This is a genomic window from Lentzea atacamensis, from assembly GCF_003269295.1.
GTDB lineage: Bacteria > Actinomycetota > Actinomycetes > Mycobacteriales > Pseudonocardiaceae > Lentzea > Lentzea atacamensis.
This window is the reverse complement of record NZ_QLTT01000003.1, coordinates 766556-791867: the sequence shown is the minus strand read 5'-3', so window position 1 is coordinate 791867 and position 25312 is coordinate 766556. Positions and strand designations below refer to the sequence as shown.

20 protein-coding genes and 2 pseudogenes are annotated in these 25312 nt (G+C 68.4%); 15 read left to right on the top strand and 7 right to left on the bottom strand.

Annotated elements, in window-relative coordinates:
• Positions 1-94: 94 nt before the first annotated feature.
• Positions 95-1012, top strand: a complete 918-nt coding sequence (locus C8D87_RS18025) for an alpha/beta fold hydrolase (RefSeq protein WP_170166472.1) — start codon at positions 95-97, stop codon at positions 1010-1012.
• 115 nt (positions 1013-1127) lie between these two features.
• Here C8D87_RS18025 and C8D87_RS18020 read toward each other — a convergent pair whose 3' ends face one another.
• A complete protein-coding gene (locus C8D87_RS18020; RefSeq protein ID WP_112227536.1) occupies positions 1128-1643 on the bottom strand; it encodes a hypothetical protein in 516 nt (171 codons plus the stop codon).
• Positions 1644-2026: 383 nt separating this feature from the next.
• Between C8D87_RS18020 and C8D87_RS18015 the strand changes: the two genes are divergently transcribed.
• The 3 genes from C8D87_RS18015 to C8D87_RS18005 all read left to right on the top strand — a co-directional run bounded on the left by C8D87_RS18015 (position 2027) and on the right by C8D87_RS18005 (position 4503).
• Positions 2027-2782 carry a bestrophin-like domain gene (locus C8D87_RS18015; RefSeq protein WP_170166471.1) on the top strand — a complete coding sequence of 252 codons (756 nt, stop codon included), beginning with the start codon at positions 2027-2029 and terminating at the stop codon, positions 2780-2782.
• Between the two features lie 18 nt (positions 2783-2800).
• Positions 2801-3334, top strand: a complete 534-nt coding sequence (locus tag C8D87_RS18010) for a hypothetical protein (RefSeq protein WP_112227534.1) — start codon at positions 2801-2803, stop codon at positions 3332-3334.
• Between the two features lie 104 nt (positions 3335-3438).
• Positions 3439-4503: an ABC transporter substrate-binding protein gene (locus C8D87_RS18005; protein ID WP_112227533.1), complete on the top strand. Its 1065-nt coding sequence runs from the start codon at positions 3439-3441 to the stop codon at positions 4501-4503.
• Between the two features lie 1478 nt (positions 4504-5981).
• Here C8D87_RS18005 and C8D87_RS45150 read toward each other — a convergent pair.
• Positions 5982-6209, bottom strand: coding sequence for a hypothetical protein (locus C8D87_RS45150; RefSeq protein WP_146771755.1), 228 nt, complete (start codon positions 6207-6209; stop codon positions 5982-5984).
• 520 nt (positions 6210-6729) lie between these two features.
• Here C8D87_RS45150 and C8D87_RS48900 point away from each other — a divergent pair.
• Positions 6730-6903, top strand: coding sequence for a CPBP family glutamic-type intramembrane protease (locus C8D87_RS48900; protein ID WP_112227734.1), 174 nt, complete (start codon positions 6730-6732; stop codon positions 6901-6903).
• Positions 6904-7123: 220 nt separating this feature from the next.
• Here C8D87_RS48900 and C8D87_RS17990 read toward each other — a convergent pair whose 3' ends face one another.
• Entirely contained in the window at positions 7124-8053 is a 930-nt protein-coding gene (locus tag C8D87_RS17990; protein ID WP_112227531.1) for a PLP-dependent cysteine synthase family protein, read from the bottom strand.
• 52 nt (positions 8054-8105) lie between these two features.
• On the opposite strand from C8D87_RS17990, the gene C8D87_RS17985 reads away from it, so the two are divergent.
• Positions 8106-8759 (top strand): winged helix-turn-helix transcriptional regulator, encoded by a 654-nt coding sequence (locus C8D87_RS17985; RefSeq protein ID WP_112227530.1) that lies wholly within the window; start codon positions 8106-8108, stop codon positions 8757-8759.
• A gap of 165 nt (positions 8760-8924) precedes the next feature.
• Here the strand turns inward: C8D87_RS17985 and C8D87_RS17980 are convergent, their stop codons facing one another.
• From C8D87_RS17980 to C8D87_RS17970, 3 genes and pseudogenes are all read right to left on the bottom strand, one after another.
• Positions 8925-11429 (bottom strand): glycoside hydrolase family 32 protein, encoded by a 2505-nt coding sequence (locus C8D87_RS17980; protein WP_112227529.1) that lies wholly within the window; start codon positions 11427-11429, stop codon positions 8925-8927.
• 68 nt (positions 11430-11497) lie between these two features.
• A pseudogene (locus C8D87_RS17975) lies at positions 11498-11662 on the bottom strand (sugar ABC transporter ATP-binding protein); the annotation flags it as partial.
• Positions 11663-12293: 631 nt separating this feature from the next.
• A complete protein-coding gene (locus C8D87_RS17970) occupies positions 12294-13589 on the bottom strand; it encodes an ArgE/DapE family deacylase (protein WP_233442160.1) in 1296 nt (431 codons plus the stop codon).
• A gap of 74 nt (positions 13590-13663) precedes the next feature.
• Between C8D87_RS17970 and C8D87_RS17965 the strand changes: the two genes are divergently transcribed.
• Together C8D87_RS17965 and C8D87_RS17960 are read left to right on the top strand one after the other, a co-directional pair.
• The gene (locus tag C8D87_RS17965) at positions 13664-14566 is read left to right on the top strand and encodes a LysR family transcriptional regulator (RefSeq protein ID WP_112227528.1); all 903 of its coding nucleotides are present in this window, start codon (positions 13664-13666) and stop codon (positions 14564-14566) included.
• Between the two features lie 124 nt (positions 14567-14690).
• Positions 14691-16076, top strand: a pseudogene (locus tag C8D87_RS17960) (FAD-binding oxidoreductase); the annotation flags it as partial.
• Positions 16077-16319: 243 nt separating this feature from the next.
• Here C8D87_RS17960 and C8D87_RS49175 read toward each other — a convergent pair.
• A complete protein-coding gene (locus tag C8D87_RS49175) occupies positions 16320-16676 on the bottom strand; it encodes a DUF6892 domain-containing protein (protein WP_411711417.1) in 357 nt (118 codons plus the stop codon).
• Between the two features lie 481 nt (positions 16677-17157).
• Between C8D87_RS49175 and C8D87_RS17955 the strand changes: the two genes are divergently transcribed.
• The 7 genes from C8D87_RS17955 (at position 17158) to C8D87_RS17925 (ending at position 25184) form a co-directional block, all read left to right on the top strand.
• Complete coding sequence (locus C8D87_RS17955) at positions 17158-18540, top strand: ferritin-like domain-containing protein (protein ID WP_112227526.1); 1383 nt, start codon at positions 17158-17160, stop codon at positions 18538-18540.
• A gap of 438 nt (positions 18541-18978) precedes the next feature.
• Positions 18979-19989: an ABC transporter substrate-binding protein gene (locus tag C8D87_RS17950; RefSeq protein ID WP_112227525.1), complete on the top strand. Its 1011-nt coding sequence runs from the start codon at positions 18979-18981 to the stop codon at positions 19987-19989.
• Entirely contained in the window at positions 19986-20969 is a 984-nt protein-coding gene (locus C8D87_RS17945; protein WP_233442159.1) for a FecCD family ABC transporter permease, read from the top strand. Before C8D87_RS17950 ends, C8D87_RS17945 begins: the two co-directional genes overlap by 4 nt.
• Positions 20966-21979 carry a FecCD family ABC transporter permease gene (locus tag C8D87_RS17940; RefSeq protein ID WP_233442158.1) on the top strand — a complete coding sequence of 338 codons (1014 nt, stop codon included), beginning with the start codon at positions 20966-20968 and terminating at the stop codon, positions 21977-21979. The genes C8D87_RS17945 and C8D87_RS17940 overlap by 4 nt, the downstream gene beginning before the upstream one ends.
• Entirely contained in the window at positions 21976-22764 is a 789-nt protein-coding gene (locus tag C8D87_RS17935) for an ABC transporter ATP-binding protein (protein WP_233442157.1), read from the top strand. The genes C8D87_RS17940 and C8D87_RS17935 overlap by 4 nt, the downstream gene beginning before the upstream one ends.
• 273 nt (positions 22765-23037) lie before the next feature.
• Positions 23038-23553, top strand: coding sequence for a hypothetical protein (locus tag C8D87_RS17930; RefSeq protein WP_146771753.1), 516 nt, complete (start codon positions 23038-23040; stop codon positions 23551-23553).
• Positions 23554-23891: 338 nt separating this feature from the next.
• Complete coding sequence (locus C8D87_RS17925) at positions 23892-25184, top strand: cation:proton antiporter (RefSeq protein WP_233442156.1); 1293 nt, start codon at positions 23892-23894, stop codon at positions 25182-25184.
• Positions 25185-25312: the final 128 nt, after the last annotated feature.

Below are 25312 nucleotides of genomic sequence, written 5' to 3'. Positions count from 1 at the left end.
AGTCGTGACACAAGACGTCGAACTTTCCGTCTCCTTTTGCATCTTGCGGACAGGACGGCCGCCGGTCGTGGCGGCCCGTGCCGAGGAGGCGAGAATGAAGATCCGCGTGAACGACACCGAGTTGTACGTCGACGTCGAGGGGCCCCAGCTGCACGTCGACGGGGACCGGTGGGCAGAGCGCCAGACGATTCTGGTGCTGCACGGTGGTCCCGGCTTCGATCAGGGTTACCTGCGGCCGGGGCTGGGCGCGTTGAGCCGCGACGCACAGCTGGTGTTCGTCGACCTGCGTGGCCAGGGCAGGTCCGGCCGCCCGCCGGTGCACACCTGCACTCTCGAGCAGATGGCCGAGGACGTGGCGGCGTTGTGCGAGCAGCTGGGCATCGAACGGCCCGTGTTGTTCGGTCATTCAGCCGGAGGGTTCGTCGCGCTGCATCTGGCTTTGCGGCACCCCGACCTGGTCGGCGGGCTCATCCTGTGCAACACGGCCCCCACCCTGGCCCCGATGCACGACGAGAACCCCCCTCCCACCCTCGCTGAGCGGGCTCCCGCCGAAGCCGTCGAGGTCGCCGCGCGGCTGTTCGGCGGCGACTTCTCCCCCGGCACCGTCGACGCGTTCAACCGGTCGGTCGCTCCCTACTACGCGGGCCCTCAGCACATGGGGCTGCCCGGTCGTCTCCTGGCGCTCAGCGACTTCACCACCGACGTCGCCCAGTACTTCTTCGGTGTGCTGGCGGCTGGGTACGACCTGCGGCCGCAGCTGTCGGACATCTCCGCACCGACCCTCGTGATCGTGGGCCGCCACGACTGGGTGTGCCCACCGGTCGCCGGCCGGACTCTGGCCGCCGGGATCCCCGGCGCCCGACTCACAGAGATCCCCGAGGCCGGGCACTTCGTCTTCTCCGAGGAGCCGTCGGCCTTCCTGCACGCGGTCCGCGACTTCCTCGATCGGCTGCGCACGACGCCCGTCCACAACCGAAGTGGGCACGTTGGAGAGCGCGCAGTTCATCGGTGAGAACGTCAGAATCGCCACGGCGCATTCCAGGCGGTCATGCCGTGATCGCCTGGGATGCGGATCCTCGCACGGCGTGTGCTGCGTTGGGGTGTCGCGACTGCAGTCACCGCCGGGTTTACCCAGCGGCGAAGTACTGGTTCGAGGCCGGCAAGAACAGCAGTACCACCGCCACTATCGCCACGACCGTGGAGAGGACGGCGGCGATCGAGATTCCACCTATCACCAACGCCAGCACGCCGAGCGCGGTGAGAACCGCGAGAACGATTCGTGCCCAGTTGCGCCCCGCCCGTGCCTTGAACGCGAACAGCACGTACAGGCCGGCGAAGAGGAGAGCGATGACGACACCGACGACGAGACCGATCGTCACCAGCGTGTCGAGCTCCGCCTCGCTCAATCCTCCGGCATCCGGCCGATTGCGGGCCTCTTCCAACAACCTGTCACGCTGAGTGAACGCGAACAGCGCACCGATGACGGACAGCGCCGCTCCCACGATCCACAGCCAGAACGACAGCTGGACTTCCCTCGGTGCGGTACCGCTCGGTTCGGCCCCACCACGCAGTTCCGACTCGGAGAGCGGCGGTGGCGCCGGGATCTGCGACTCCTGATCACCTGGTCCATATGGAGTGGTCACATTTCGGAACTTAGGACCTGCGACCAGTCTCAGCCACTCGAGCACAGAACCGACGGCGGCGAAGGGTGATCGTGCCCGCCCACGAGCCGCTCGCGAGCTCGCCACAGGCCACTGCCCGAGGCTCCATCCCGCCAGGACGGTGGGTACGGGAGCCGTGCCTGGCGAGACCTCGAGGGCGGATCCCGGAAGGACCGGCCTGTGATCTCACGGCCGGCCTGGTTCCACCGACTGACCACTTCGGACAGTCCGGCGGCTGGATCCGTTCGTCAAACCCGATTCCGGTTGATCGCCCGTTCGTGTCACGGACGGCGGTGGCGGACTGCGGCCGCGCGCAGCACGCCTTACGGTCAGCGTTCGGTAGCCGGTTTCAGGAGGGTGCCCGCGTGGACACGATCGTTCTGGTGATCGCCGCAAGCACCGCGTTGAGCGCGTTCGTCGCCATCGGAGTCGGCCGGTACCGCGCGGGCAAGAGCAGCTCCGACCACAACTCCGTGCTGGGCTACTTCTTCAGCTCGGTGGGCGCCTTCTACTCGTTCTTGCTCGCGTTCGTGGTGGTGAACACCTGGAGCAGCCTCACCAGCGCGCAGACGAACATCTACGAGGAGTCGTCGAACCTGCCCGGCATGTACTACAACGTCTCGGTCTTCCCCGACGAGCACCGGATCGCGCTGCAGACGACGCTCAAGGCGTACGCCCACGCCGTGATCGACCACGAGTGGCCCGCGATGGACCGTGGCGAGGCCAGCCCGGAGGTCAACCGGCTGCTCGAAGACCTGCGCCGCCAGGTGCTGGCGATCCAGCCGCAGAACCCTCAGCAGTCCGCCCTGTACGGCGCGATGCTCGGGCACATGGGCAAACTGGCCGCGACCCGGCGCGTTCGGCTCAACCAGGCACATCCGTCGATCCCGACACCGTTCTGGATCGGCCTGATCGGTGGTGGCGTGATGCTGATCGGTGTCGGGATGGGGTTCCACGCGCCGAAGATCTGGATGCACGTGTTGCTGATGGCCGTGCTGGCTCTCGTGGTGTCGTCGTCGCTGTGTCTCGCCCGCACCATGGACCACCCGTTCCACGGCGGGATCAAGGTTCCGCCCACCGCGTTCCACATCGCCATCAGACAGATGGGTGAGTCACCATGACACCGTTGGGAGATCGTCATGCGTAACCGGATCGCTCACTTCACGAGCGGCGCAGTCGCGGCGGTGCTGGCCCTGTCCGCACTCCCCGCCGCGTCGGTGCGGCAGCCGCCGGCGGACGAAGTGGTGCTCAAACTGATAGCGAAGCGCGAGAGTTCCATGAACCTCGGCGCGATCCCGACGACGATCCTGACGTTCGTGGTGGCCGGCTCGCTGCTCGACGCGGCGGACCCGAGCAAGAAGATGGGCACCGGCAAGACCGTGTGCACGTTCACCGACTTCAGCCCGCTCGAGTTCAAGGCCAGCGCCGACTGCCGTTCCGTCTACACGATCGACGGCAAGGGCGAGATCCACATGTCCAGTTCACGCGACTACACCTTGGATCCTGTGGGCATCCACTACAACGAGACCAGGCTCGCCGTCACCGGCGGCACGGGCGACTACCGCACGGCCCGGGGCGACGCCTCCGGCACGTTCCGCAAGTCCGCGGAGGGCATCTCCTACGCCGTCGACATCCGGCTGACCACCGACGCACAGGCTGACGCCCCGGGCTGACGGTCATCCGATCGGGCGCTTCTTCCGCGTCGATACACGTCACCGGGCGGACCGAGCACCAGTCTGACGCGCAACAGCCGTGCGGTCCTGCGGAGGCGAGCTCGATGGGTGAGGTGACCGTAGGCGTCGTCCTACCGCGCACCGGGCGGCTGCGCGAGCTTTCGGACCCGCTGGAGTTCGCACTCGATTCGCTCCGGCACACCGAGTTCGAGGTCGTGGCGGCGGACAGCCGCTCGAACCCCGTCGCCGCACAGGCGGCGGTGCGGGAGCTCGGTCGGCAAGGTGTGAGTCTGGTGCTCACCCTCGGTGGCACCCACACCTTGCCCGCGGTTGCGGCGGCGTGCGAGGCGTTCGCCGTGCCGGGACTGTCCACGACGTTGCCGTGGCAGGTTTACCGGGCCCGTCGCGACGTCGCCGACCCGGTGTGGTCGTTCCACTTCTGCTGGGGACTCGACGACATCGCCGGCGCGTTCGCGGACATGTGGGACGGTGTGACCGAGCACGCGACCGTGGGCTGCCTCTGGAACGACGGCGTGCAGGGCACCGCGTTGCGCGATCCGGCGAACGGGTTCGGGCCGACCGCGGCCCGGCGCGGTCACCGGCTGGTCGATCCCGGCGGGTACGTGGAGCTGAACTCCGCGTTCGACCGGCACGTGGACCGCTTCCTGGCCGAACGCGTGCAGGTCGTCACCGCCGCGGCCGACGCGCGCGACCTCGCTGCGTTCGCGGCGACGGCCGGGCAGCGAGGTCTGCGGCCGCGGCTCATCACCTGCTCCCGATGGCTGACCTACCCGTTCGGAGCGGAGCGTGCCGGGTTGGACGGCGTGGGCACGATCGTCGCCTGGACGCCTCGCCATCCGCACCGCTCGTCGCTGGACGGCAGGTCGGCGGCTGAGCTGGCTGCCGCATACGAAAGAGCGACCAGCAAGCCGTGGCTCCAGCCACTCGGTCTTGCCCACGCCCTCGTCGAAGTGGCCGTGCACGCGTTGCGCTCGGCGGACGATCCGCGCGATCGGCACGCGGTCGCGGCGGCGTTGAGGCGGGTCCGGCTCGACACGATCTGCGGCACCCTGGACTGGACCGCGGGCCCCGCGCCGTCGATCGCGCGCGTCCCTCTCACCGGCGGCCGCTGGATCCGCGACCACGGTCGCATGCGTCTGGAAACGTAGCGCCTCACCAGGCCGCCAGCCGTGACCCTTCGGCCCAGCGACAGCAGAACCAGGCACGCCGAGCGGGGCCCGATCAGCACTGGGTGGAGCACGCAGATTGACGGTTTTGGCGAGGCCACCGATCACGTGACGCGCTGCGCGAACTCCGAGAGTGCGGCCACGTACGGAGCGGGCTCGTGCAGCCACGGCAGATGGCCTTCGCCGCATTCGACAAGGCGGGCGTTGGGCATTGCGGAGACAGCGCGCCTGCCGAGGTGTGCTCGCCGATGAAGTCCCTTGCGCCCCACAGGAAGAGTGAGGGCTGGTGGCGGATGTCCAGTCGCTCGACAGTCGGCGCACCGGTACATCGCCCGGCACGGACGCGCTCCGGTCACTCGCACCTGCCCTGACGAGAGACACGGTCGCATCGCTGTGAACGCTCAGCCGCCGGACGCCACGTTCGCTCCTCACCCCAGAAGCTCACCGAGGGCCGTTGCCGACCTGACCGCGGAACGCGACTCGTGGTTGTGGGATGCGCTGAGTTACCCGTGATCACGCGCTGACCGCACTTGGTTGCTCAGAACACAGTAGACAGTCCATATAGGAGACGACCATCTCCGCTCGACAGTGCGGAGAGAGCGGCACCCGAAGGAGACGTGCAGGGTGGAGGACACGCAGCAAGATCTTGAGATGAACCGGCCTGATTCGAGCTGCTGTGTGTGCCATCTCGGGTGGCCGGCCAACCTATCAGGCGACCGTCGTTGACTGCGCCAGACGCTGCGAACCACGAGAAAGCTCAGCGAGGACTGGAATCCGTGGCAGTGACCACGGTTGGAGCTGAGGTGGCGATGCGAGGTGAGCGTTTCTTGCGTTCGTTACCTGGGACCGCGTGTGGTCAAGCCTTCTCTTCGTCCTGGTCCGCTACGGCTTGCGCGATCGGTCCCTCCATCGGTGTTCGCGGCTGGGTCGTCCATCACGCGACGTGAAATCCACGGGAGGAACGGGGATGGAAGCCAGACCGTCATGTGGCTGTCCGCGAACGCGGGGAGTCACCATTCGCAACATGTTCCGGTCAGGGCCGAGCCTGCGCGCGACGATCATCGGGCGGCCGGGGTCCTGCCGGTGACCACCACGGGATTTCCACTGCGTGTCGGTGACGCCGACGACCCCGCTCACACCCGCGGCCGCTACCGCCGAACGACCAGCTCGGCCGGCTGTGGACCCTGTGGGGATTCGCGCTCGCCGACCGCACAGCGAAGATCCCGGCGTTCTGCAGCCGCAGCAGAGACAGTGATGCAAACGGTCGCGTTCAGAGAGTTCAAGTCGGTGATGGTCATCCGTCATCGAAACAGAGGGCACTCCACCACCAGCGCACTGATCCCCACGCGCCCACGTACTCCCGGCGCCGCAAGGGAATCGTACGTACGGACGTGCCCGGGACCGCAGGAGGGTCCCGGGCACGTACCTCGTCAGCTCACCTCTGCACGAGGTGGCATCTTTCAGCCGAGGCCCAACCCTCCGAGGAGATCAGGGACCAGACCGCAATCGGTGATGAGGCTTCCGTCGCTGCCCAGCAGTCCGGTGCCGAGCACTCCGGTGTCACAGACCACGACGACCGGCTCCCCGCGGTCCGCACCGACGGCGGCATTGGCCGTCGCCGCGGCTCCCGTGGCAAGGCACGCAGCAGCGGCGCCAGCGGCAAGAACATTGACGATGCGATGACGCATGAACTCTCCTGGTGACGAAACGGATCAAGATCGCAATATCACCACAAGAAGCCCTGTCTCGTAGGATCATTCCGGTCGTGTTGGCCCAGATTCATCCGATCGAACGACACTCCCCGCCCGCCGAATCCGGCAGCACCCACCGCGCAGGCCACATGCGACAGTCCAGACAGGACCACACGTCGCCTGCGCGGACGGAGGCGGAGAGCGCGGGCGGTCCGTCCAACCGCTGCCGAGGGAACGGCCCCACAACCGATGCCGCCAACCTCTCGTCGGGCACGTCTTCGCCCGTCGACACCCGGCCGATCAGCAACAGGGCAGGAAACCGGGTCACCGCCTCCAACCCGCAGGCTGTCGGCGACAAGGACGCCGTCTGCGGGCAGAAGGTCAACGGGACTGTCCACTGTGGCCCCTCCCTGCTCGGTTACCGGCCGCGGTGGATGATCAGATGAGCCAACGTCAGCAGTTCCCGGCCGCGTCGGTTTGCAACGCGCCGCTGTGAGCTGTTGCCCGGCGGCGGCACATCGCCATCCAGAGCAGCGGTGATCTGCCGGCAGACCTCGCGTCGACGTTCGTCAACCAGGGCATTCTCGGGCTGTTCCTCGGCTACCTCTGGAGCAAGTACCGGATGATGTGGCCCATCGTCGCCGTCCACGGTGCCGTCAACGCCGTCCCCATCCTGCTGCCCCTGCTGTGACCGACCTCCACCTCGTGCGCCGACCATGATCGCTGTACGGATCCGCCGTCCGATCTCGATGAGCGAGAGGCAGCGGTTGCAGCGGACCTCCGCACATCCTGACAACACCGAGAACCCGCAGTTCGGTCGCCACCAGCAGGACGTGGCGATGAACGACGTCGACCTGATCCCGGTGGTCCCCTTCGGGGCCGCACCGGCCAGTGAAGGCGTCCTGCCGAACTCATCCGCGTTGGTACACAGTGGTGCTCAGATACTTCAGTCCCGAATCCACCAGCAAGGTTGCGATCCTGGCGGTCGGTCCGAGGCGCCTGCCGACCTGGATCGCGGCGAGCACGTTCGCGCCTGACGACGTGCCGGCGAAGAGACCCTCCTCGCGAGCCAGGCGCCTGGCCATGTCCTCGGCGTCAGCGGTGGCAATCGGGACGATCTCGTCCGACAGGTCCGGGTCCCACATCGGCGGGACGAAACCGATCCCGATGCCCTCGATGCGGTGCGCGCCCGGCCGGCCACCGGACAGCACGGCGGACTCCGCCGGTTCGACCGCGACCACCCGCAGCGCCGGATTGTGACGCTTGAGCGGGGTCGCAGCGCCGCGCAGTGAGGCCGACGAGCCGATCGACTGGACGAACACGTCGACCCGCCCCTCGATCTGCCTCCAGATCTCCTCGCCCATGGGGTGGTAGCCGGCGATGCTGTCGGTGTTGGTGAGCTGGTCGGTCCAGAAGGTGTGAGGCTGCCGGCTGAGCTGCTCGGCTCTCTCGATCATGGCGAGGATCAGCGCCTTGGTGATCATTCCCTGGTCACTCGAGATGACCGTGAGCTCCGCGCCGAGGGCCGCCATCTGAACCAGCTTGTCCTCGCTGAACGCGTCCGATGTGACAATCCGCAGGCGATGTCCCTTCGCCGCACAGACGAGCGCCAGGGACGCGCCGGTGCTGCCGCCCGTGTACTCGACGACCGTGTCACCGGGCCGCAGCCGTCCGTCATCCTCGGCCTTGGCGATCATCGCCAGCGCCATCCGGTCCTTCATGCTGCCGGTCGGATTCTGCCCTTCGACCTTGACGAAGATCTCCGCGCATCCCGCGGGCACGACCTTGTTCAGCCGCACCAGCGGTGTGTTCCCGATCGCCGCCGTCACGTCATCATTCATGGGTGGGATCATCGACTGGACCTGGCCTGATCAGTAGTTCAACATTTGAACCGTGACGGGGTACGGGCAGTTCTGCGCGGTAGCGCGGGCTCTGGACGTGTTGGGTGAGCGCTGGACGTTGCTGGTCGTGCGGGAGTTGCTGCTCGGCGCGTCCACCTTCACCGAGATCCGGCGGGGCCTGCCCCGCATTCCACGGGCGACGCTGTCCGCGCGGTTGCGGGCACTGCGCGCCGCTGGCATCGTCGACGACGACTACCGGCTGACCAGAGCCGGCGTCGCACTGGGCCCGGTGGTACAGGAACTGGCCCGATGGGCGGTGGCCGCGGAGAGTGCCGCGTTGACCGAGGACGACCTGGACACTGCGGCCCTGACCTGGGACATTCAGCGCCGGACCAACGTCGAAGCCCTGCCGGAACGGACCGTTGTGGTCTCCATCGACTTCACCGACCGGGACGAGAAGTACTGGCTGCACCTGTCGCGGACTGACGTGAACCTGTGTCAGCAGGACACCGGAGCACCTGTCGACATCTGGCTGGCGGCCCCGACCATGGCGGTGACCAGGTGGTGGCTGGGAGAGCTGTCCTGGGCACAGCTGTTGCGTCATCCAGACGTACACATGTACGGCGACCTGGCCCTGCAACGCCAGATGCACCGCTGGTTCTCGCGTTACGTGTTCTCCCCGGAAGCCCTGGGGACATCTCCCTGAACGTCAATCCGACAGGGCCGTGGCAGCCGGGCTTCCCCCGGCGGGGGCCGATAGCCGCCGACGCGGTCGGGCACGAGGTCGACGAGCGCCTCGCCACCAACGATGATCACGAGCTTTTCCCTGTGGGAGAAGCGGTGGCGGAACAGGGTCCGCCACCGCGAGCGATCAGCGTCGGTAGGAACCCATGTGCCACAGGGTCAGACGGTCGATTCGGGCATTGCCGCCCTCGGAGAAGACCTTCACCTCGTCGCTGTCCGCATCGGGGAAGACGAGGCCGGTGATCACGGCTTGGCCCATTCCGCCGAAGACCTCGACCGATGAGCGATCCACCAGCACGCGAAGCGTCACCTTTCCGTTCACGACGGTGAGCGGTGCGCGTTGCACGGCCGGGAAGTCAGGGCTGAAGTCGACGCGCCCGGACCGCGTGCGATCCACGTACAGTTCACGGCGAGTGGCGTCGTAGCCGATCACCGTCTCCTGCCCGGGGCCGCTGTGCACCTTCAGTCCGAAGCGGTCGGCGTCCATCACGGAGAAGGTCGCCTCGATGTCCAGGGCCTGTCCTTCGGCGCGCCTGCCCAGTGACCGCGAGCCCTCGCGGACGGTGCTGCCGTGCACGAAGACCGGTGGGCCCTGGTGGAGCCTGTCGAGAGCACGCACCGGTTCCTGAACGAGCTTGACCTCATCGCCAACAGTGCGCAGTCCCAGCTGCCTGGACACGCTCTGTGCACTGCGCCACGGCGAGGTCGGGGTGTTCCCGGCGTACTGCCAGTTGTTCATCCAGCCGATGGCGTAGCGCTTGCCGTCAGGGACGTTCTCCCAAGACACGGGGGCGTAGTAGTCCTTGCCGAAGTCAACCCAGTCCGCCCGTTCCACTGTGGACCTGGCCGGTGCGTCGGCGAGGGTGAACCGGTCGGCGAGTATGTGACCCCACCCGGCTGTGTTCCTGTCCACCAGCGAGATGCGTGCTTGCTTGCCACGGTACTCACGCAGGTCGAAAGAGGCCCAGTCAAGGGTCTCGCTGTCCGCCCCCGTCGCGGTGCGCACGACCTTCTCGTCGATCACGAGGTTGACCGTCGTCTCGGTGGAGCGCGGCTTGGCGGGCGTCTGGGCGAGGACCACGTGGTCGACGAGGATGTGTCCCCAGCCGCCGGTGTTGTCGTCCACGACTTCCAGGCGGGCCGCCTTGCCGGCGAGATCGCGCACGTCCCACGACGCCCAGTCCAGGCCCTCGGAGTCCTTGCCGGTGGCGCTGCGCACGACCTTCCCGTCCACGACCAGCTGCACGGCGGTGGGTGCTGCGGAGCCCTCCGGGTGGTTGCCGCCACCGACGAGGAAGTTCAAGTACGGCGAGGAGATGGTGAACTCGGGCGAGGTGAGTGTGCCGGTGGTCCCATCGCCGTTCAGGAAGGTGTTGACCAGACCGCTCCCCTGCCACCCCGACACCTGCTGCTGGCCTGGCAGTGTGCCGGTTGCGGGGGCGGCACCGAATGCCTCACCGGTGGCGATCCAGGTCCCGTAGGAGCCGCCTTCGAAATCAGCGAGGACCTGGCTTGCCGCCGGCGGGTCGTCGGTCGAGGCCGCCGGGTCGTGGGGGTGCTTGCCACCGCCGATCTTGAAGTTGAGGTAGGCCTTGTCCACCTCGAACGGTGGTGAGGTCAGGGTCCCGGTCGATCCGTCGCCTCCGTGAAAGCTGTTGGCGTACCCAGTTCCCTCGACACCGCTGACGGGGAGCTGTCCCGGCAGTGCGCCTGTGGCCGGTGCACTGCCAAACGCGCTGCCGGTGGTGGTCCAGCCGCCGTAGGACGACTCGAAATCCTGCATCACCACGCCGTTGGGCGGTGTGTAACCACCGTCGTCGTCAGGGATGAATCGAGTGCCGTCGAAGTCCCCGACGAAGTACTGCGCGGCCGAACCACCCGCGATGCCACCGGGGTTGATGCTGACCACGAGAACCCACTTCGTCTTGCGGGGGTCCCCGTCGACTCGGAGCGGGAAGAGGTCCGGGCACTCCCACACGCCACCGACCGCGCCCTGCGGGCCGAAATCGCTGAGGTGTGTCCAGGTCTTGAGGTCGGGCGAGGAGTAGAAGCGGACTTTGTGCTCTGTGGACAGTGCGACCGTCATCAGCCAGCGCCCTGCCTGCCACTGGACCTTCGGATCACGGAACTCCGTGGAGCCGATGTCGAGCACCGGGTTGCCCGCGTACTTGGTCCACGTGCGGCCGTTGTCGGTGCTGTGGGCCAAGGACTGCGCCTGCCGGCCGTTCAGCTTGGAGTGGGTGGTGTAGATCGCGACCATGGCCGGGTTCCCGGGCGTGCCGAACCCGGACGTGTTGCCGTGGTCGACGACGGCACTGCCGGAGAACACCATCTCGTTGTCGTCGTGCGGGAGAGCGAGCGGAAGTTCGCGCCAGTGCACCAGATCAGGACTCACCGCATGGCCCCAGGACATGTTGCCCCAGGTGTTTCCCTCCGGGTTGTACTGGTAGAAGAGGTGGTACTCCCCCTTGTGGTAGACGAGCCCGTTGGGGTCGTTCATCCAGTTCTTCGCCGGTGTGTAGTGGAACTGCGGTCGGTGGGGCTCGATGAACGGCGGCTCGGCCTGCGCGACCGGTACCGCCCCGACCAGGGCAGCGGCGGTCAGCAGGCTGATGAGGCGACGTCGTCTCATGACACCTCCTAGAGGGCGTGCTCGTCCGCGCAACGTCCCGTGAAGGCGTTGCGGCAAGGGGAAAACCGTCAGGTGGTCTGGTCGGGCGGCTCCGTCACGCCGGTCATGATCGCCACCGCGTCGGACATCGAGATGGTCTTCGGGTCGACGACGGCCTTGCGCCTGCCGAGGCGCTGGACGTGGATGCGATCGGCGATCTCGAAGACGTGCGCCATGTTGTGACTGATCAGGAGAGGACTCCGCGCGCCCGTCCGTTCATCTCCCCCTTACGTCAACGTTGACGTAACGCGCAGCCAGAGCCGCGAAGGTTCCGTTCTGATTGCATGTCACGCGCATGACAGCAGAATTGCCATGCCTATGAGGTCCGTCAGGATCATTCAGAGACACGGCGGCTTCATTACGTCATCGTTGACGCTAGCTTCGTGGTCCAGGTCACGACAAGCCGCCGTTACGCAAGCGTTACCTGGATGAGGATCAACGACCCGGCCGGACCTCACTGCCTGCCTGCGCCGATCCGACGGGCGCAGCGCGACCATCGGCGTTGGAGTTCAGCGCGACCGGCGTGCGCAAGTAGCGGCCTCGGTGTGGGTGGCGCACGAACTGCGTCTGCGAAGTGCCGCATGTGGGGGCGAGCGGTGGGTGCACCAGCTCGACGGCTATGACCATGAGCTGCGGATTTCGTACTGGCCAAGAACATCCACATTGGTCCGTCTGCGGTCCATCCTCCCGAGAACCACCCGAACCAGGCATGGCCCACCGTCGAGACGTTCCCCAGTCCTGTCACGAGTAGGCGGCCAACCGTCCACCGCTGCAGCCCCACCCGGCCGTCGATGTGTGCGCAATCCACACCGAAGCGACCGTGAACTAGAGGTGCACGCCGCAGCGGCGCGCCGTGAGTACGGCGAGGGTACGCGTGGCCCGCAGCAGTTCGTCGATGTCCACCTGCTCCCGCGGTCCGTGCGCCAGGCGGACATCACCCGGTCCATAGTGGAGAGTGGGGATGCCACCGATATCGGCGTAGTGGCGCAGATCGCTGCCGTACGGCGCTCCGACGAGGCTGGCGTCACGTCCCTCCGCAACCCGGATCGAGTCGACCACCTCGTCCACCAACGGGTGCCCGGCGTCAATGCGTCCGCTGGCGAACTGCCCGCCCGGCCAGGTGACCTCGACGGGGTGGTCACGCAGCCACGGGTCTCGCGAGCAGGCGTCGGCGACCGCTCGTTCCAGCGCGGCCCGTGCTTCGGCCGGCGGTTCGTCGAGCTGGACGCCGAGCCGTCCTTCGGCGATGAGGAGATCGGGAACGCTGCTCGCCCAGTCGCCCGCGCGGACGGTGCCGATCGAGATGGGGTAGGGCAGGACGTTGCCGTCGAACAGTGCGTCCGGGTGCGCGTTGCGTTCCCGTTCGAGCTCGGCGATCGCGGCGTGGACGGGCAGGAACGCGTCGAGAGCGCTGTGGCCCGCGAGCCTCGAACTTCCGTGGGTGGCGTGGCCGTGCACGCGCAGAGCGAAGGTCAGAGCTCCAGCATTGGCAACCACGACGTTGCCGCTGGTGGGCTCGGTGATCACCGCTGCCTCGCCCGTGTGGCCGCGCAGCATGGTCGCGAATGCGCCGATGCCGCCGTCCTCCTCACTGATCACCGCGTGGAGTGCGAACGGCCGCTCCAGCTTCACACCGGACGCGACGAGCGCTCGGGCGATGGCGAGGTTTGCTGCCGCGCCGGCCTTCATGTCACAGGCACCGCGCCCGTGGACGACGTTCTGCTTGATCGCACCGCTCCACGGGTCACGATCGACCCAGTTGTCGAGGTCGCCGGTCGGAACCACGTCGACGTGCCCCTGCAGCACGAGCGCCGGGATGCCAGACGGTCCCAGGACGCCCACAACCCCGTAACCCTCGGTGCGAGCCGCCTCGGTGCCGGGGTGGTCCGGGTGGTCAGCGAGGTCGTCGAGATCGAGCTTCCACGTGTCGACGTCGAAGCCAAGCGTGGTGAGCCGGCTGGTGTGCCAGTGCTGCAGATCGGACTCGGCGTCGCTGCCGGTGACGCTCGGGACGCGGATCATCGCGACCAGTTCGTCGACAAGAGCTTGCTCGTCAATGGCGTTGAGGACGCGTGTTTCCGCAGGCGTCAAGCCGGTACCGGGCCCGTACGTTCGGTTCACGACGCTGAACGTAGCGATCGTTCGGCCACGCAGATATAGCACGAAATCAGGGACGGCCTCATAGAATCTATGAGGTGATCCAGCCTCAGCAGCTCCGGGTCCTCGTCGCCATCCGGGACCACGGATCGCTCACCGCAGCCGCGCGGGCGCTGGGGTACGGCGTTCCGACCATCGCCCACCACCTCGCGGCGCTCGAACGGCACTTCAAGGCTCGGCTCGTCGAGCGCGACCGCAGCGGTGCACGGCTCACTCCGCTCGGCACGGTCTTCGTCGCCGAGGCCGAACAGATCCTGATCCGGCTCGACCAGGCTGAACGCCTCGTCACAACCCAGCGCGATCTCGGGCTGGCCACCATCCGGGTCGGCACATTCGCGTCAATAGGGTCGCAACTGCTGCCCCGCGCCATCCGGCAGTTGAGTGCACGGATGCAGGTGAAGGTCGAAGTGGTCGAAGCCGAACCCACCGACGTGGTCGAGCTCCTGCACGCCGGAGACCTGCACGCGGGTCTGATCTACGACTCCGCCGACGACCCCGCCTTCACCTCCCCCGAACTCGAGCTCACGGTGCTGCTGGAAGAGGACTACAGGGTGCTCGTCGCTCGCGACAGCCCCTACGCGGATCTCCCCGAGGTAGACCTGGCCGAGCTCGCCGACGCCGATTGGGTCTGCAGCCGGGACGAGAACGAAGCCTCCGACCGTGTGCTGCGCCGCGCGTGTCACCTGCTCGGATTCCAGCCGAAAGTCCTCATGCGCACCGACGACCTGAACATGATCCACGGCCTGGTCGCAGAAGGATTGGGCTGCACCCTCACCACCCACTCGGCCGTCGACACCAGGTTCGCCGTCGAACCCCGCCCGACCGTCCAGGAGCTCGGGCTGCGACGAACCTCCTTTGTGCACGGTGGCAGTGTCGTTCCTCCGGCCGTCGTGGAGCTTCAGCAGATGTTGACGAAGCTTCTTCCACAACAGCAGGGCTGACGGGAGCGAACTCGACCGGCGCTACCGGCCCACATCGGGTCTCTCGAACTGGGAGCCGAACAGCGGATTTGCCTTGGCCGGATCCCTTGTTGGATTGCACGCAGGACCGAGGGACGGGGACGGTGTGGCGGTTTCGCGGCGGGACGTGTTGCGGTGGGTGGGCGCCGCGGTGGCCTCAGGTGCGGCGGGTGTGAGCGGTGAGGGAGTCGCGGACGCGCGCCCACCGCGGTGGGCGCGGTTGCGTGCTCGCCTGGACGGTGAACTCCTGGTGCCCGGTGATGACGGCTACGACACCGCGCGGCTGCCGTTCAACTCGCTGTTCGACCATCATCGGCCTGCCGCGATCGCCCGGTGCGTGCGGCCGCAGGACGTGCAGCACTGTCTGGAGGAGGCACGCCGATCCGGTGTCCGGGTGGCTGCCCGCGGCGGCGGGCACAGCTACGCCGCCTACTCCACCCCGCACGACGGCCTGGTGGTCGACCTCACGCGAATGTCCGGGGTGGAGGTGCGGTCCGACGGCACCGCCGTGGTTGGCGCGGGTGCACGCCTCGGCCAGGTCTACTCGGCGCTCACCGCCGCCGGGCGGTGCCTGCCGCTGGGCAACTGCCAGTCCGTCGGCATCGCGGGGTTCACCCTCGGCGGGGGTCTCGGCTGGACGCAGCGCACGTACGGCCTCGTCTGCGACAGGCTGCGTGCCGCCAGGATGGTCACGGTGGACAGCCGGGTGGTCACCGCGTCGGAGGCCTGCGAGTCCGAACTGTTCTGGGCGTTGCGCGGCGGTGGTGGCGGCAACTTCGGGGTGGTCACCTCGTTCGAGTTCGCCACCGCGCCGATGCCGGAGGTGCTGACCGTGTTCCGCGTCCGGTTCCCGGCCGGGTCGGCGGCCGAGGTGCTCGGCGGCTGGCAGCCGTGGAGCGTGGCGCTGCCCGACGAGGTGTCCACCTCCTGCGTGGTCATGCCGAACGGCGCGGTGGACGTGTTCGGCTGCGGTGTCGGACGCGAGGGCGTGGTGCTCGCGGAACTCGCCCGCCTGCTCGACGCGGCCGGCGTGGGCGCACAGGTCGAACACGCCGAGGTCGACTACCCGACCGCGACGGCGATCATGACGGGTGGTCAGCCGACCCGCAACGCGTTCCGCGCGTCGTCACGGATCGTGGACAGGTGGCACGACCCGGCGGCGGTGGCGGACACGGTGCGTGGCATGGACAGCGCGCTGCTGATCCTGGGCGCGCTCGGTGGAGCGATCGACCGGCGGACGCCGACGGACACGGCCTATCCGCACCGCGGCGCGCCGACGTCCATCGAGCCCTTCGGCTCTGTGGGCACCCTGCCGCCCGACCAGGTCACGCGCGAGGTGGACCAGGCGCAGAAGGCGTTGGCGCGCCTGGTCGGCACCGGCACGTACATCAACTACCTGGACCCGTTGCAGGAGGACTGGGCGCAGACGTCGTACCGGCACAACCTGCGCCGGTTGCGTGCCGTGGCCCGCCGCTACGACCCGGACCACGTGCTGAGGTTCCCCCCAGTCGGTGCGCTGAGCGGTGACGGGCGACCGAGGACGACGACGTCACCGCGGATCACAGCTCGCGGATGGCGAAGTCTCGAACGCCGTGCCCGCCGTACCGGGCCGGCCTGGTGGGAGAGCGCGCCACAGGCGAGCGGCACAAGGTCAGACCCCATTGCCGACTTGTGGCACTCCACGGGAGCCTCGCCCACCCTGCTCCCCCACCGCTCAGCCTGCAGTAGCGGCCGTTCAGGCCCAGTCCGCCTCGATCCCGCGGGCACGCACCGCCTCCAGCGCGCCCTCGTCGCCCGTGTAGAACAGTGTCATCGACTTCAGGTTGGGAAAGTGCTGCAGGTCGGCAAACTCGTCGACGTCGAACAGCGCGTCCTCGCCGTCCCACCTCGGCGCGATCTCGCGGTAGATCTCGTTGCCACCGTCCATCACGATCTCGGTGATCTTCTCCGCGAGCTCGAAGGGGATCTCGAGGGCCTCGAAGTAGGCCAGAGCCTCGGGCACCGCCTCGAAGCTCCAGTCGTCGTAGGTGAAGCCCTGCTCGGCGGCGTACTCGCGCAGGTCGAACTTCGGCAAGAGCTCCTGGTTGTACATCAGCTCTTGCACGACAGCCAGCTTGAAGTTGGTGTCGGCGAACGGAATCGGTTGGTTCACGTCCGAACTGTACAGGTGGCGATGACACCGGTTCGTACTCGTTGATCAACCCACCGAGGACTCCATTTCCAGCCGGCCCGGCGCGGAACCTGGTTTTCACCGCGGTCGGGTCGAGCTCGAAACTCGACGAGACCCTTCAGGAGCGCACGAGCTCGGACTCCTCGATCCCGATCCGGTCGTGCAGGCGGCGAAACGGCCGGGGTGCCACCACGCGGCGCCGCCCAGCAGCCGCATGCCGACCGGTACGAGAACGCCGCGGATCAGCGTGGCATCTATCACGATCGCGAGTCCGGTACCGATGCCGAACAGTGGGTCTCCGTGATCCGAGCGAGCACGAAGACCTCGTAGTCCATCGACAGGCCGAAGGTGATCGGCGCGCCACGGCTGTCACAAGCCCGGGGACTGTCCGGTCTTCTTTGACGTGAGCCAATCCCTGGAATCGAGCACCGGCACCAGCGAGCCGGTCGTCGTGATCAAGAACTACACCGTGCCGGCTGACGAGGCCGAGCACTTCGTCGACGTGTACCGCGAAAACGCGCGGATCATGTCTGCCCAGCCCGGCTTCGTGCGCTCCCGCCTGCACAGGCCACTCGCCGGCGGACCGGACGTGCGGTTCGTGCACATCGCGGAGTGGAGCTCGGGGACCGATCTGGACAGGGCTGTCGTCAACACCGAGTGGCGTGCCTCGCTGCAGCGCATGTTCGACGATCCCGGTCTGCACATCACCTCGGAACCCGCCTCCTACCGCGTCGTGGTCGAGCTGCGGCCCTCGGGTGGTGCGATCGAGACCGTCGAGGATCTCCGACGCCACCTGCAGTGGGCGATCGAGCTGGAGCACGCGACCATCCCTCCGTACCTGTGTGCGCTGTACTCGCTGGACCCTGGCCGCAACGCCGAGGCCGTGCAGGTGGTCGGCAGCGTGCTCGCGGAGGAGATGCTGCACCTGGCGCTCGCGGCGAACCTGCTCAACGCGGTCGGCGGTGAGCCCAGGCTCGACACCCCTGAGCTGCTGCCGCCGTACCCGCACCCGTTGCCACACGGCGACCGTTCCCTCCAGGTTCAGCTCGTCCCGTTCGGCCCGGAGGCCCTGGAGCTGTTCTCACGGATCGAGCAGCCCGCTCCGGTGGGTGCACCACCCGAAGCGAACGAGTACGAGACGATCGGGCAGTTCTACGCCGCCATCGAGGCGGGGATCCGCAGGCTGTGCGACGAACTGGGCGAGGACGCCGTCTTCACCGGCGACCCTGCCCGTCAGGTCGGCGAGTTCCACCTGCGCGGCGGAGGAGGCGCGGTCATCCCGGTGCACGACCTGCAGTCCGCGCTGGCGGCGCTGACCGAGATCACCGAGCAGGGCGAGGGAGCCGCGCGCACCGACGTCTGGGACGGCGACCGCGACGTCTTCCACCCCGAACGGGACGAGGTAGCGCACTACTACCGGTTCCAGGAGCTCAAGCACGGCCGTCGCTACCAGACCGGTGACACGCCGCAGTCCGGTCCGACCGGCGAGCCGATCGTGGTCGACTTCGACGCGGTCATGCCCATGCGGCCGAACCCCCGCACGACCGACCACCCGGAGGGCAGCGAGATCCGCGTGGCCCAGGAGCGGTTCAACGTCACCTACTGCCTGCTGTTGCAGCAGCTGGAGGAAGCGTTCAACGGCGAACCCGCACGGCTCGGCGCCACCGTGGGCACGATGTACCAGGTGAAGGCCCAGGCCCAGGCACTGATGGCGACGCCGCTGGAGGACGGGACGGCGACAGCGGGCCCGACGTTCGAGTACGTGCCGCCCAGCCGGCGGACCTGACGCGGTCAGGGGTGGATCTGCAGCCCGGCACCTGAATCGAGGCGGAGCGACTCGAGGCTGACTTCTCGGCGACGGGCGCGGGAGCCTGCTCGGACGCCGCGTCGAGGTACACCTTGACCGCGGCCCGGGTGTTGTGACCGTACTTCGCGTACAACGGGTCCACTGTGGACAGGGCGGCCCTGGTGCTCTCGGCGATGTCGGCGACGTAGCGGTGGTGCAGCACGACGTCGTCGCGGGTGCCAGCCGCCCGAGGCGGCCACACGCGCGAGCTCCTCGCCGGTCACGCGACACGCCGTGCGCAGGTTCGAGCCAGAGCCGAGCAAACCGGACAGCGCGGTAACCGGGGTGCGCCGACCCATGTGCACATGATAATCATCTCCACAGCCGGGTGCGAGCAGTCCCGGCCGGGTGACCACCCGTCCCGAGTGAGAGGCGCGCATGTCCCGTCCAAGCCTTGCTGTCCGCAGAGCCGTCCTGTTCCTCGCCGTCGCGGCTGCCGCCACGGCCTGTTCCACCGCGCCCGCGGACAGCGGTACGCCCCCGTCCAGCGGCTCCTCCCGGCCGTCGATCGACCGCGCGGTAGCCCCGCTGGAGCCGTCGCTGACCGTCACCGACCCGACTGGGCGGAAGATCACCGTCAGCAAGCAGCCGGAGCGCATCGTCTGCCTGAACGGACTGTGCGACGACATCGTGACCACGCTGGGACTCACGCCGGTCGGCACGAGCAATCCGGCGTTGATCAAGCACCCGGCACTGCTCGGCGAACAGACGGGTGCGGCGGTACCGGTGGTGCCCGGCACGTTCGGCAGTGAGGACGTCGAGGCCATCGCGTCGATGCGGCCGGACCTCGTGATCGGGCTTCCCGGCGTGCACGACCCCCTGCGGGAGGCGATCGAGCGCTTTGCTCCCCTGTGGACTCCAGACCCGGTGACGTGGGAGCAGTCGGTCGGCTACCTGCGCGCGCTGGGCGCGCTCACGGGAAGGGTGGAGCAGGCACGGTCGGCCGAGGAGAAGTTCCGCGGCAAGCTCGCGGATGCGGTCGAGCGCACTCGCGCCAGCGGACAGGCCGGCAAGAAGGTGCTGCTGATGTACGGCAGCGTGGACTCCATCGGCGTGGACACGACGGCCTCGCTGAAGGGCGACCTGCTCGCGAAGCTGTTCGACTACCCGTTCCCCGGCAAGGGCGGCGATGTCGCGACGGCGAGCAACTACAACGTCGAGGAGCTGCTCGCGCGCCAACCCGACGTCGTGTTCGTGTACTCGTTGCTGTTCTCGGCGAAGGACCGGACGCTCAGCGCGCAACTGGCCGACAACCCGGTGTGGCAGCAGATCCCGGCGGTGAAGCAGCAGCGCGTGCACGAGATGCACGCGAAGCTGTGGGGTTCCGGGCGTGGCACGCGGAGCATGGCGGCGATCATCGACGAGGCGCTGGAGAAGGTTCCCGCGTGACAGCTCGCGTGGCGGCGGCCGCCGCGCTGGCGCTGGCGATCGCGGCGGCCGCGCTGATGCTGGGGCAGCCGTTCGTCGGGGTGAACCGGCTGTGGCCGGCGCTGTCCGCGGCGGACGGGCTGGAGCACGTCATCGTGGCGCACGTGCGGGCACCGCGGCTGGTGCTCGGCGTGATCGCCGGCGCGTGCCTGGGGGCGGCGGGCATGTTGTTGCAGGAAGCGCTGCGCAACCCGTTGGCGGTGCCGGAACTGCTGGGTGTGTCCAGCGGCGCCGGCGCCGCGGTCGGTGTCTGCGTCGCGCTCGGCGTCTCCGTGCCGGGTGCTCCTGTGGTGCCGGCGTTGCTCGGTGCGGCGGTGGGCGGATTCGCCACGCTGCTCGCCGTCCGAGGTGCTACGAGCCCCGCCGCGGTGCTTTTGATCGGCGCGGCGGTCAGTGCGGCCTGCCAGGCGATCATGATCGCGGCCGGTGCTCTCGTGGACGCGCGGGAACAGGGCGTGCTGGTGCGTTACCTGCTCGGTTCGCTCACCGGTACCACCTGGCAGGCCGTGGGTTCAGCAGCGCTGGGAACGGTGGTGGCGATGGCGGCCGCCGTGGTGGTCCTGCCCGCGGTGAACCTGCTGCGGCTGGGTGACGACACCGCGTCCGCACTGGGGCTGCGCACCGGTGCCGCGCGGACCGCCGTGCTGGCCGTGGCGTCGTTGCTCGTCGCGGTGGTGGCCGGGCCGTGCGGTCCCATCGCCTGGGTCGGGTTCTTCGCGGTCCGCATCGCCCAGGCCTGGCGGCCGAACACGAATGCGGTGGAGCGGCTGGCGTGGTCCGCGGTGCTCGGCGCGTTGGTGGTGGTCGTCGCGGACGTGGCCGCTCGGACCGTCCTGCACCCGGTGGAACTACCGGTCGGCGGGCTGACCGCGCTCGTCGCCGTCGTCATCGGTCTCGGCCTGATCCTGCGCGGCACCCGTACGGCAAGGAGCTCGTCGTGATCGGCTGGAGATGGCCGGCCCTGGTGCTGCTCGTACCCGTGGTCGCGGTGTGCGCACTCGCACAGCTCGCGACCGGCTCTTCACTGTCACCAATGGACACGGCGGCCGCGTTGTTCGGAGGCGATGGTCACGCGTACTCGGTGATCGTCGAGCTACGGGTGCCGCGGGTCCTGGTCGCGCTGTGCGCTGGTGCGTGCCTGGGTGTGGCGGGCGCCTTGCTGCAGTGTGTGCTGCGCAATCCCTTGGCAGCGCCGGAGATCACCGGTGTCGGGTCGGGTGCGGTGCTGGGTGCGGTCAGCGCGTCCGTGGCGGGTGGCGTCGCGGCCACCGCTCCGTTCATGGCCGCCGCCGCGCTCGTCGGCGGCGTCGTCGGAGGCGGTGTGCTGTGGATGCTCGCCGGCAGGCTCGGCGGGGACGCGATGAGACTCGCCGTCGTCGGGGTGGTCGTGTCCGCTGTGCTCGCCGGGTTGACGCTCGTCCTGCTCACCGCCCGGCCGCAGCTCGCCGGTGCCGTGACGCGGTGGCTGCTCGGTTCGCTCGTGGGCCGGACGTGGGAGCACCTGGCGCCGCTGTGGCCGGTGCTCGCCGTGGTGCTCGTGGCGTCGGTCGCGATCGCCGGGGTGCTGGACGTCCTGGCCGTGGACGACGACCACGCACTGGCCGTCGGGCTGGCCGTCACGCCGTGGCGCAACGTGGTGCTGGCGCTGGCGGCGCTCGCCACGTCGGCGGCCGTGGCGGCAGTGGGTGCGACCGCGTTCATCGGTCTGCTCGCACCGCACGCGGCGCGCTGGCTCACCGGTGCGGCACACCGCTTTCTGGTACCTGCCGCCGCCCTGATCGGCGCGGGTGTGCTCGCGCTGGCCGACACCGCGGCCCAGCTCGTCACCACCGCGGTCGGCAGGGCCGAGGCGGGTCTTCCCGCGGGCGCGGTCACCGCACTCGCCGGAGCGGCGGTGCTGATCGCTCTTGCCCGCCGGAGTTCATCGTCGATCACGGGAGGGTCCGAGTGAGCGAGTTGCGCGCCGAAGGCGTGTGGGCCGGGTTCGGCAGCAAGGTGGTCCTGCGCGGAGTGGACGTCGTGGTGCGCGGCGGGGAGTGGGTCACGCTGCTCGGGTGCAACGGCAGTGGCAAGACGACGATGCTGCGGGTGCTGGCCGGCCTGCACACACCGGACCAGGGCCGGGTGCTGGTCGACGGGGAACAACTCGCGCACCTGCGTCGCCGTGCAGTCGCACGACGAATCGCGCTGTTGCCCCAGACGATGCCACCGTTGAGCGGCCTGACCGTGCGCCAGCTGGTACGTCAAGGTCGTTACGCCGCACGGGGTCCGCTCGGAATGCTGACCGAGGCGGACGACGACGAGGTGCGCGCGGCGTTGCGGGACACCGGAACCCAGGACTGGGCGGACAGCCCGGTGGGCCAGCTCTCCGGCGGGCAGCGGCAACGGGTCCGGCTCGCGCTGGCGCTGGCCCAGGACGCACCGGTGCTGCTGCTGGACGAGCCGACCACCTACCTGGACGTCCGGCATCAGCTGGAGGTCCTCGACCTCGTCCGGCGGCTGCAACACGAACGCTCGCTCACCGTTGTCGCGGTGCTGCACGACCTCACCCAGGCAGTCCGCTACTCCGACCGCGTCGTGGCGCTGCGGGACGGACGAGTGCACGCCGAGGGCGTCCCGCAGGACGTGGTCGACGCCGCACTGCTGCGCGAGGTCTACGGCGTCCGCGGCCGAGTGTGGCAAGACGAGCTGGGCGGTCTCGTGTGCACGTTCGACGGAGTGTCCGAAACGGACTGAACGTCAGGCCGCGCATTGGGCGGGTGTCGAAGTCGGCTGTGACTGCCTGAGCTGAATCTGGGCTGGTGGGCGTCGGTGATCAAACTGCATTCGCGGGTGAACACCACGGCGAGGATGCTGGTGTGGGTGACGCCTGTACTGCATGCCGGTCAGTTGCCGCACACACGGCGGGATCATCGTCGTTGAGCGTGTCGAATCACCGATTCGTGCAGATGTTTCGCTCGGCTGGCGGCACTCCACCGCATGACGGACCCAGTAGAAGAAGAACCCGTGATGAAGAGACCAGTTCGCATGCTCGCCTTGGCCTCGTTGCTGACCGTTGCCGTGGTCCACCCGGCACAGGCGGAGACCGGAGACCTGACCTGCACCGGCAACTTCCAGTTCGACTTCACCCCATCGCTGACCCCGACGAACACCACCGCCGACGCCACTGTCGGCGGTGGGCTCGTGAACTGCCAGTCGCCCAACGGGAAGTACACCCGCTTGAAATCAGGTGTACGCACCGGGACGGGAACGGCGACCCGGCACTTCGGCGACCACTGCGCACCCGTGATGACCATCACCGAACAGGCCGTGCTGACCTGGAACACCGGTCAGAAGAGCAAGTTCGACATCACCGTCAACACCGACCCGTCCGCAGGACGGATCACGATCAGCGCCTACTTCACCCACGGCCCCCTCGCCGGCGACACCGCCAACGCCTATCCGGTGGTTCACCCCAACACCGACTGCACCACCCACGGCCTGTCTCAGCTGACATCCGAGGCGCTCCAAGTGTTCTGGGAGTGATGTCATCCGCTCATCGAGTCCACTGTGGAGAGATGGTGCCGATGAGGTCCTGCTCGGTTCGGCGGGCGTTCCGCCCGCCGAGCAGTGACCCGTCGCGGCTGGAGGAGGTGCTCGATGCCATGTGGCCCTCCGCAGCCTCACCCGCACCTCCGCCATGCTCAACACCTCGTGAACCGCCGATCTCGGCGGCCGCGCGCATGCCACACCCGTCCACGAACGCGGCCATCCCGATGTCTGACAGGTCCCCGGTGAAGTACCTGACGGCGAGGCGAGTGCTGTTTCGCCACCCCGGTCAAGTGGGTATCTGGTCCGTTCGAGGTTCGAGTGGAAGGCGCGCCGTGGATCCAGGGCCCTTGTTGTACACCGGCGCAGGCCTCGCGACGCTCGCCGCCGCTCTCCTGCCGCGGTTGCTCGACCGCGCGCCGATCTCCATGCCGATGCTCTTCCTGGGCGCGGGCGCCCTGACCTTCTCCGCGGTCGAGCCGCTGCCCGATCCCGACCCCGTGCAGCACAGCAGCGTGCTGCTCCACGTGACCGAGATCTGCGTGATCATCTCGTTGATGGGAGCCGGCCTCGCGTTGAACCGCGCGGTCAGTCTGCGCGGTTGGGCGAGCACCTGGCGCCTGCTCGCCATCACCATGCCACTGTCCATCATCGCCGTCGGCCTGCTCGGCTGGGGCGTGCTCGGCCTGGGCGTCGGGGCCTCCGTTCTCCTCGCGGCCGCCCTCGCTCCGACCGACCCCGTGCTCGCGAGCGAGGTCCAGGTCGCCGAACCCGCGGAGAACCCGGAGTCCGACGAGGACGAGGCGCGGTTCGCGCTCACCTCCGAAGCCGGCCTCAACGACGGACTCGCCTTCCCGTTCACCTACGCCGCCATCGCGATCAGCGTCGTCGGAGCCGCGCCGTCTGGATGGCTCGCGCACTGGCTCGCCGTCGACGTGGCCTGGCGGCTCGTCTCCGGGGTTGCCGTCGGCCTGGTGATCGGATGGGCGCTCGGGAAGCTGTTCTTCTCGGCGCCGTCGAAGAAGTTGCGTCTGGCCGAGCACGCTGAAGGGTTCGTCGCCCTCGCCGCGACCTTTCTCGCTTACGGGATCGCCGAGCTGATCGAGGGTTACGGGTTCATCGCGGTCTTCGTGTGCGCCTGCGCGGTCAGGGCCAGCGAACGTCACCACGGTTACCACCAGGTGCTGCACCGCTACGTCGAACAGGCCGAGCGCATGCTCACGGTGCTGATCGTCTTTCTCCTCGGCGGCGCTGCCGCCACCGGCCTGCTCGACGGTGTCAGGTGGCACGAAATCCTGGTCGTCGGCGTGATTCTGTTGCTGGTGCGTCCGCTGACCGGGTGGATCGGGCTCGTCGCAGGCAGAACAGGACCGCGAGAACGAGCGGTCATCGCCTTCTTCGGCGTCCGGGGCGTCGGCTCGCTGTTCTACGTCACCTACGCTCTGCAGGAAGGCCAGTTCTCCGATCAGACCACGGTGTGGAGGATCGTCGGGTTGGTCATCATCGGGTCCATCCTGCTGCACGGGCTCTCCGCCTCGCCGGTCATGTGGCTGCTCGACCGGAAACGGCGACGAAAGGCGCGGGCTCGGCATGGTGACGCCGACGAGGCACCTCACATGTCCGTGTGAGATTCGCGTGGAACTGGTCGCTGTGCTCGAGGCACTCGGTAGGCGAGCTGCCACAAGTGGCGTGAGGCAGTGGCAGCGATGGGCGATCACAAGCCGTACCGCGTGGCCGCCGAGAACAGCTCCGCCGC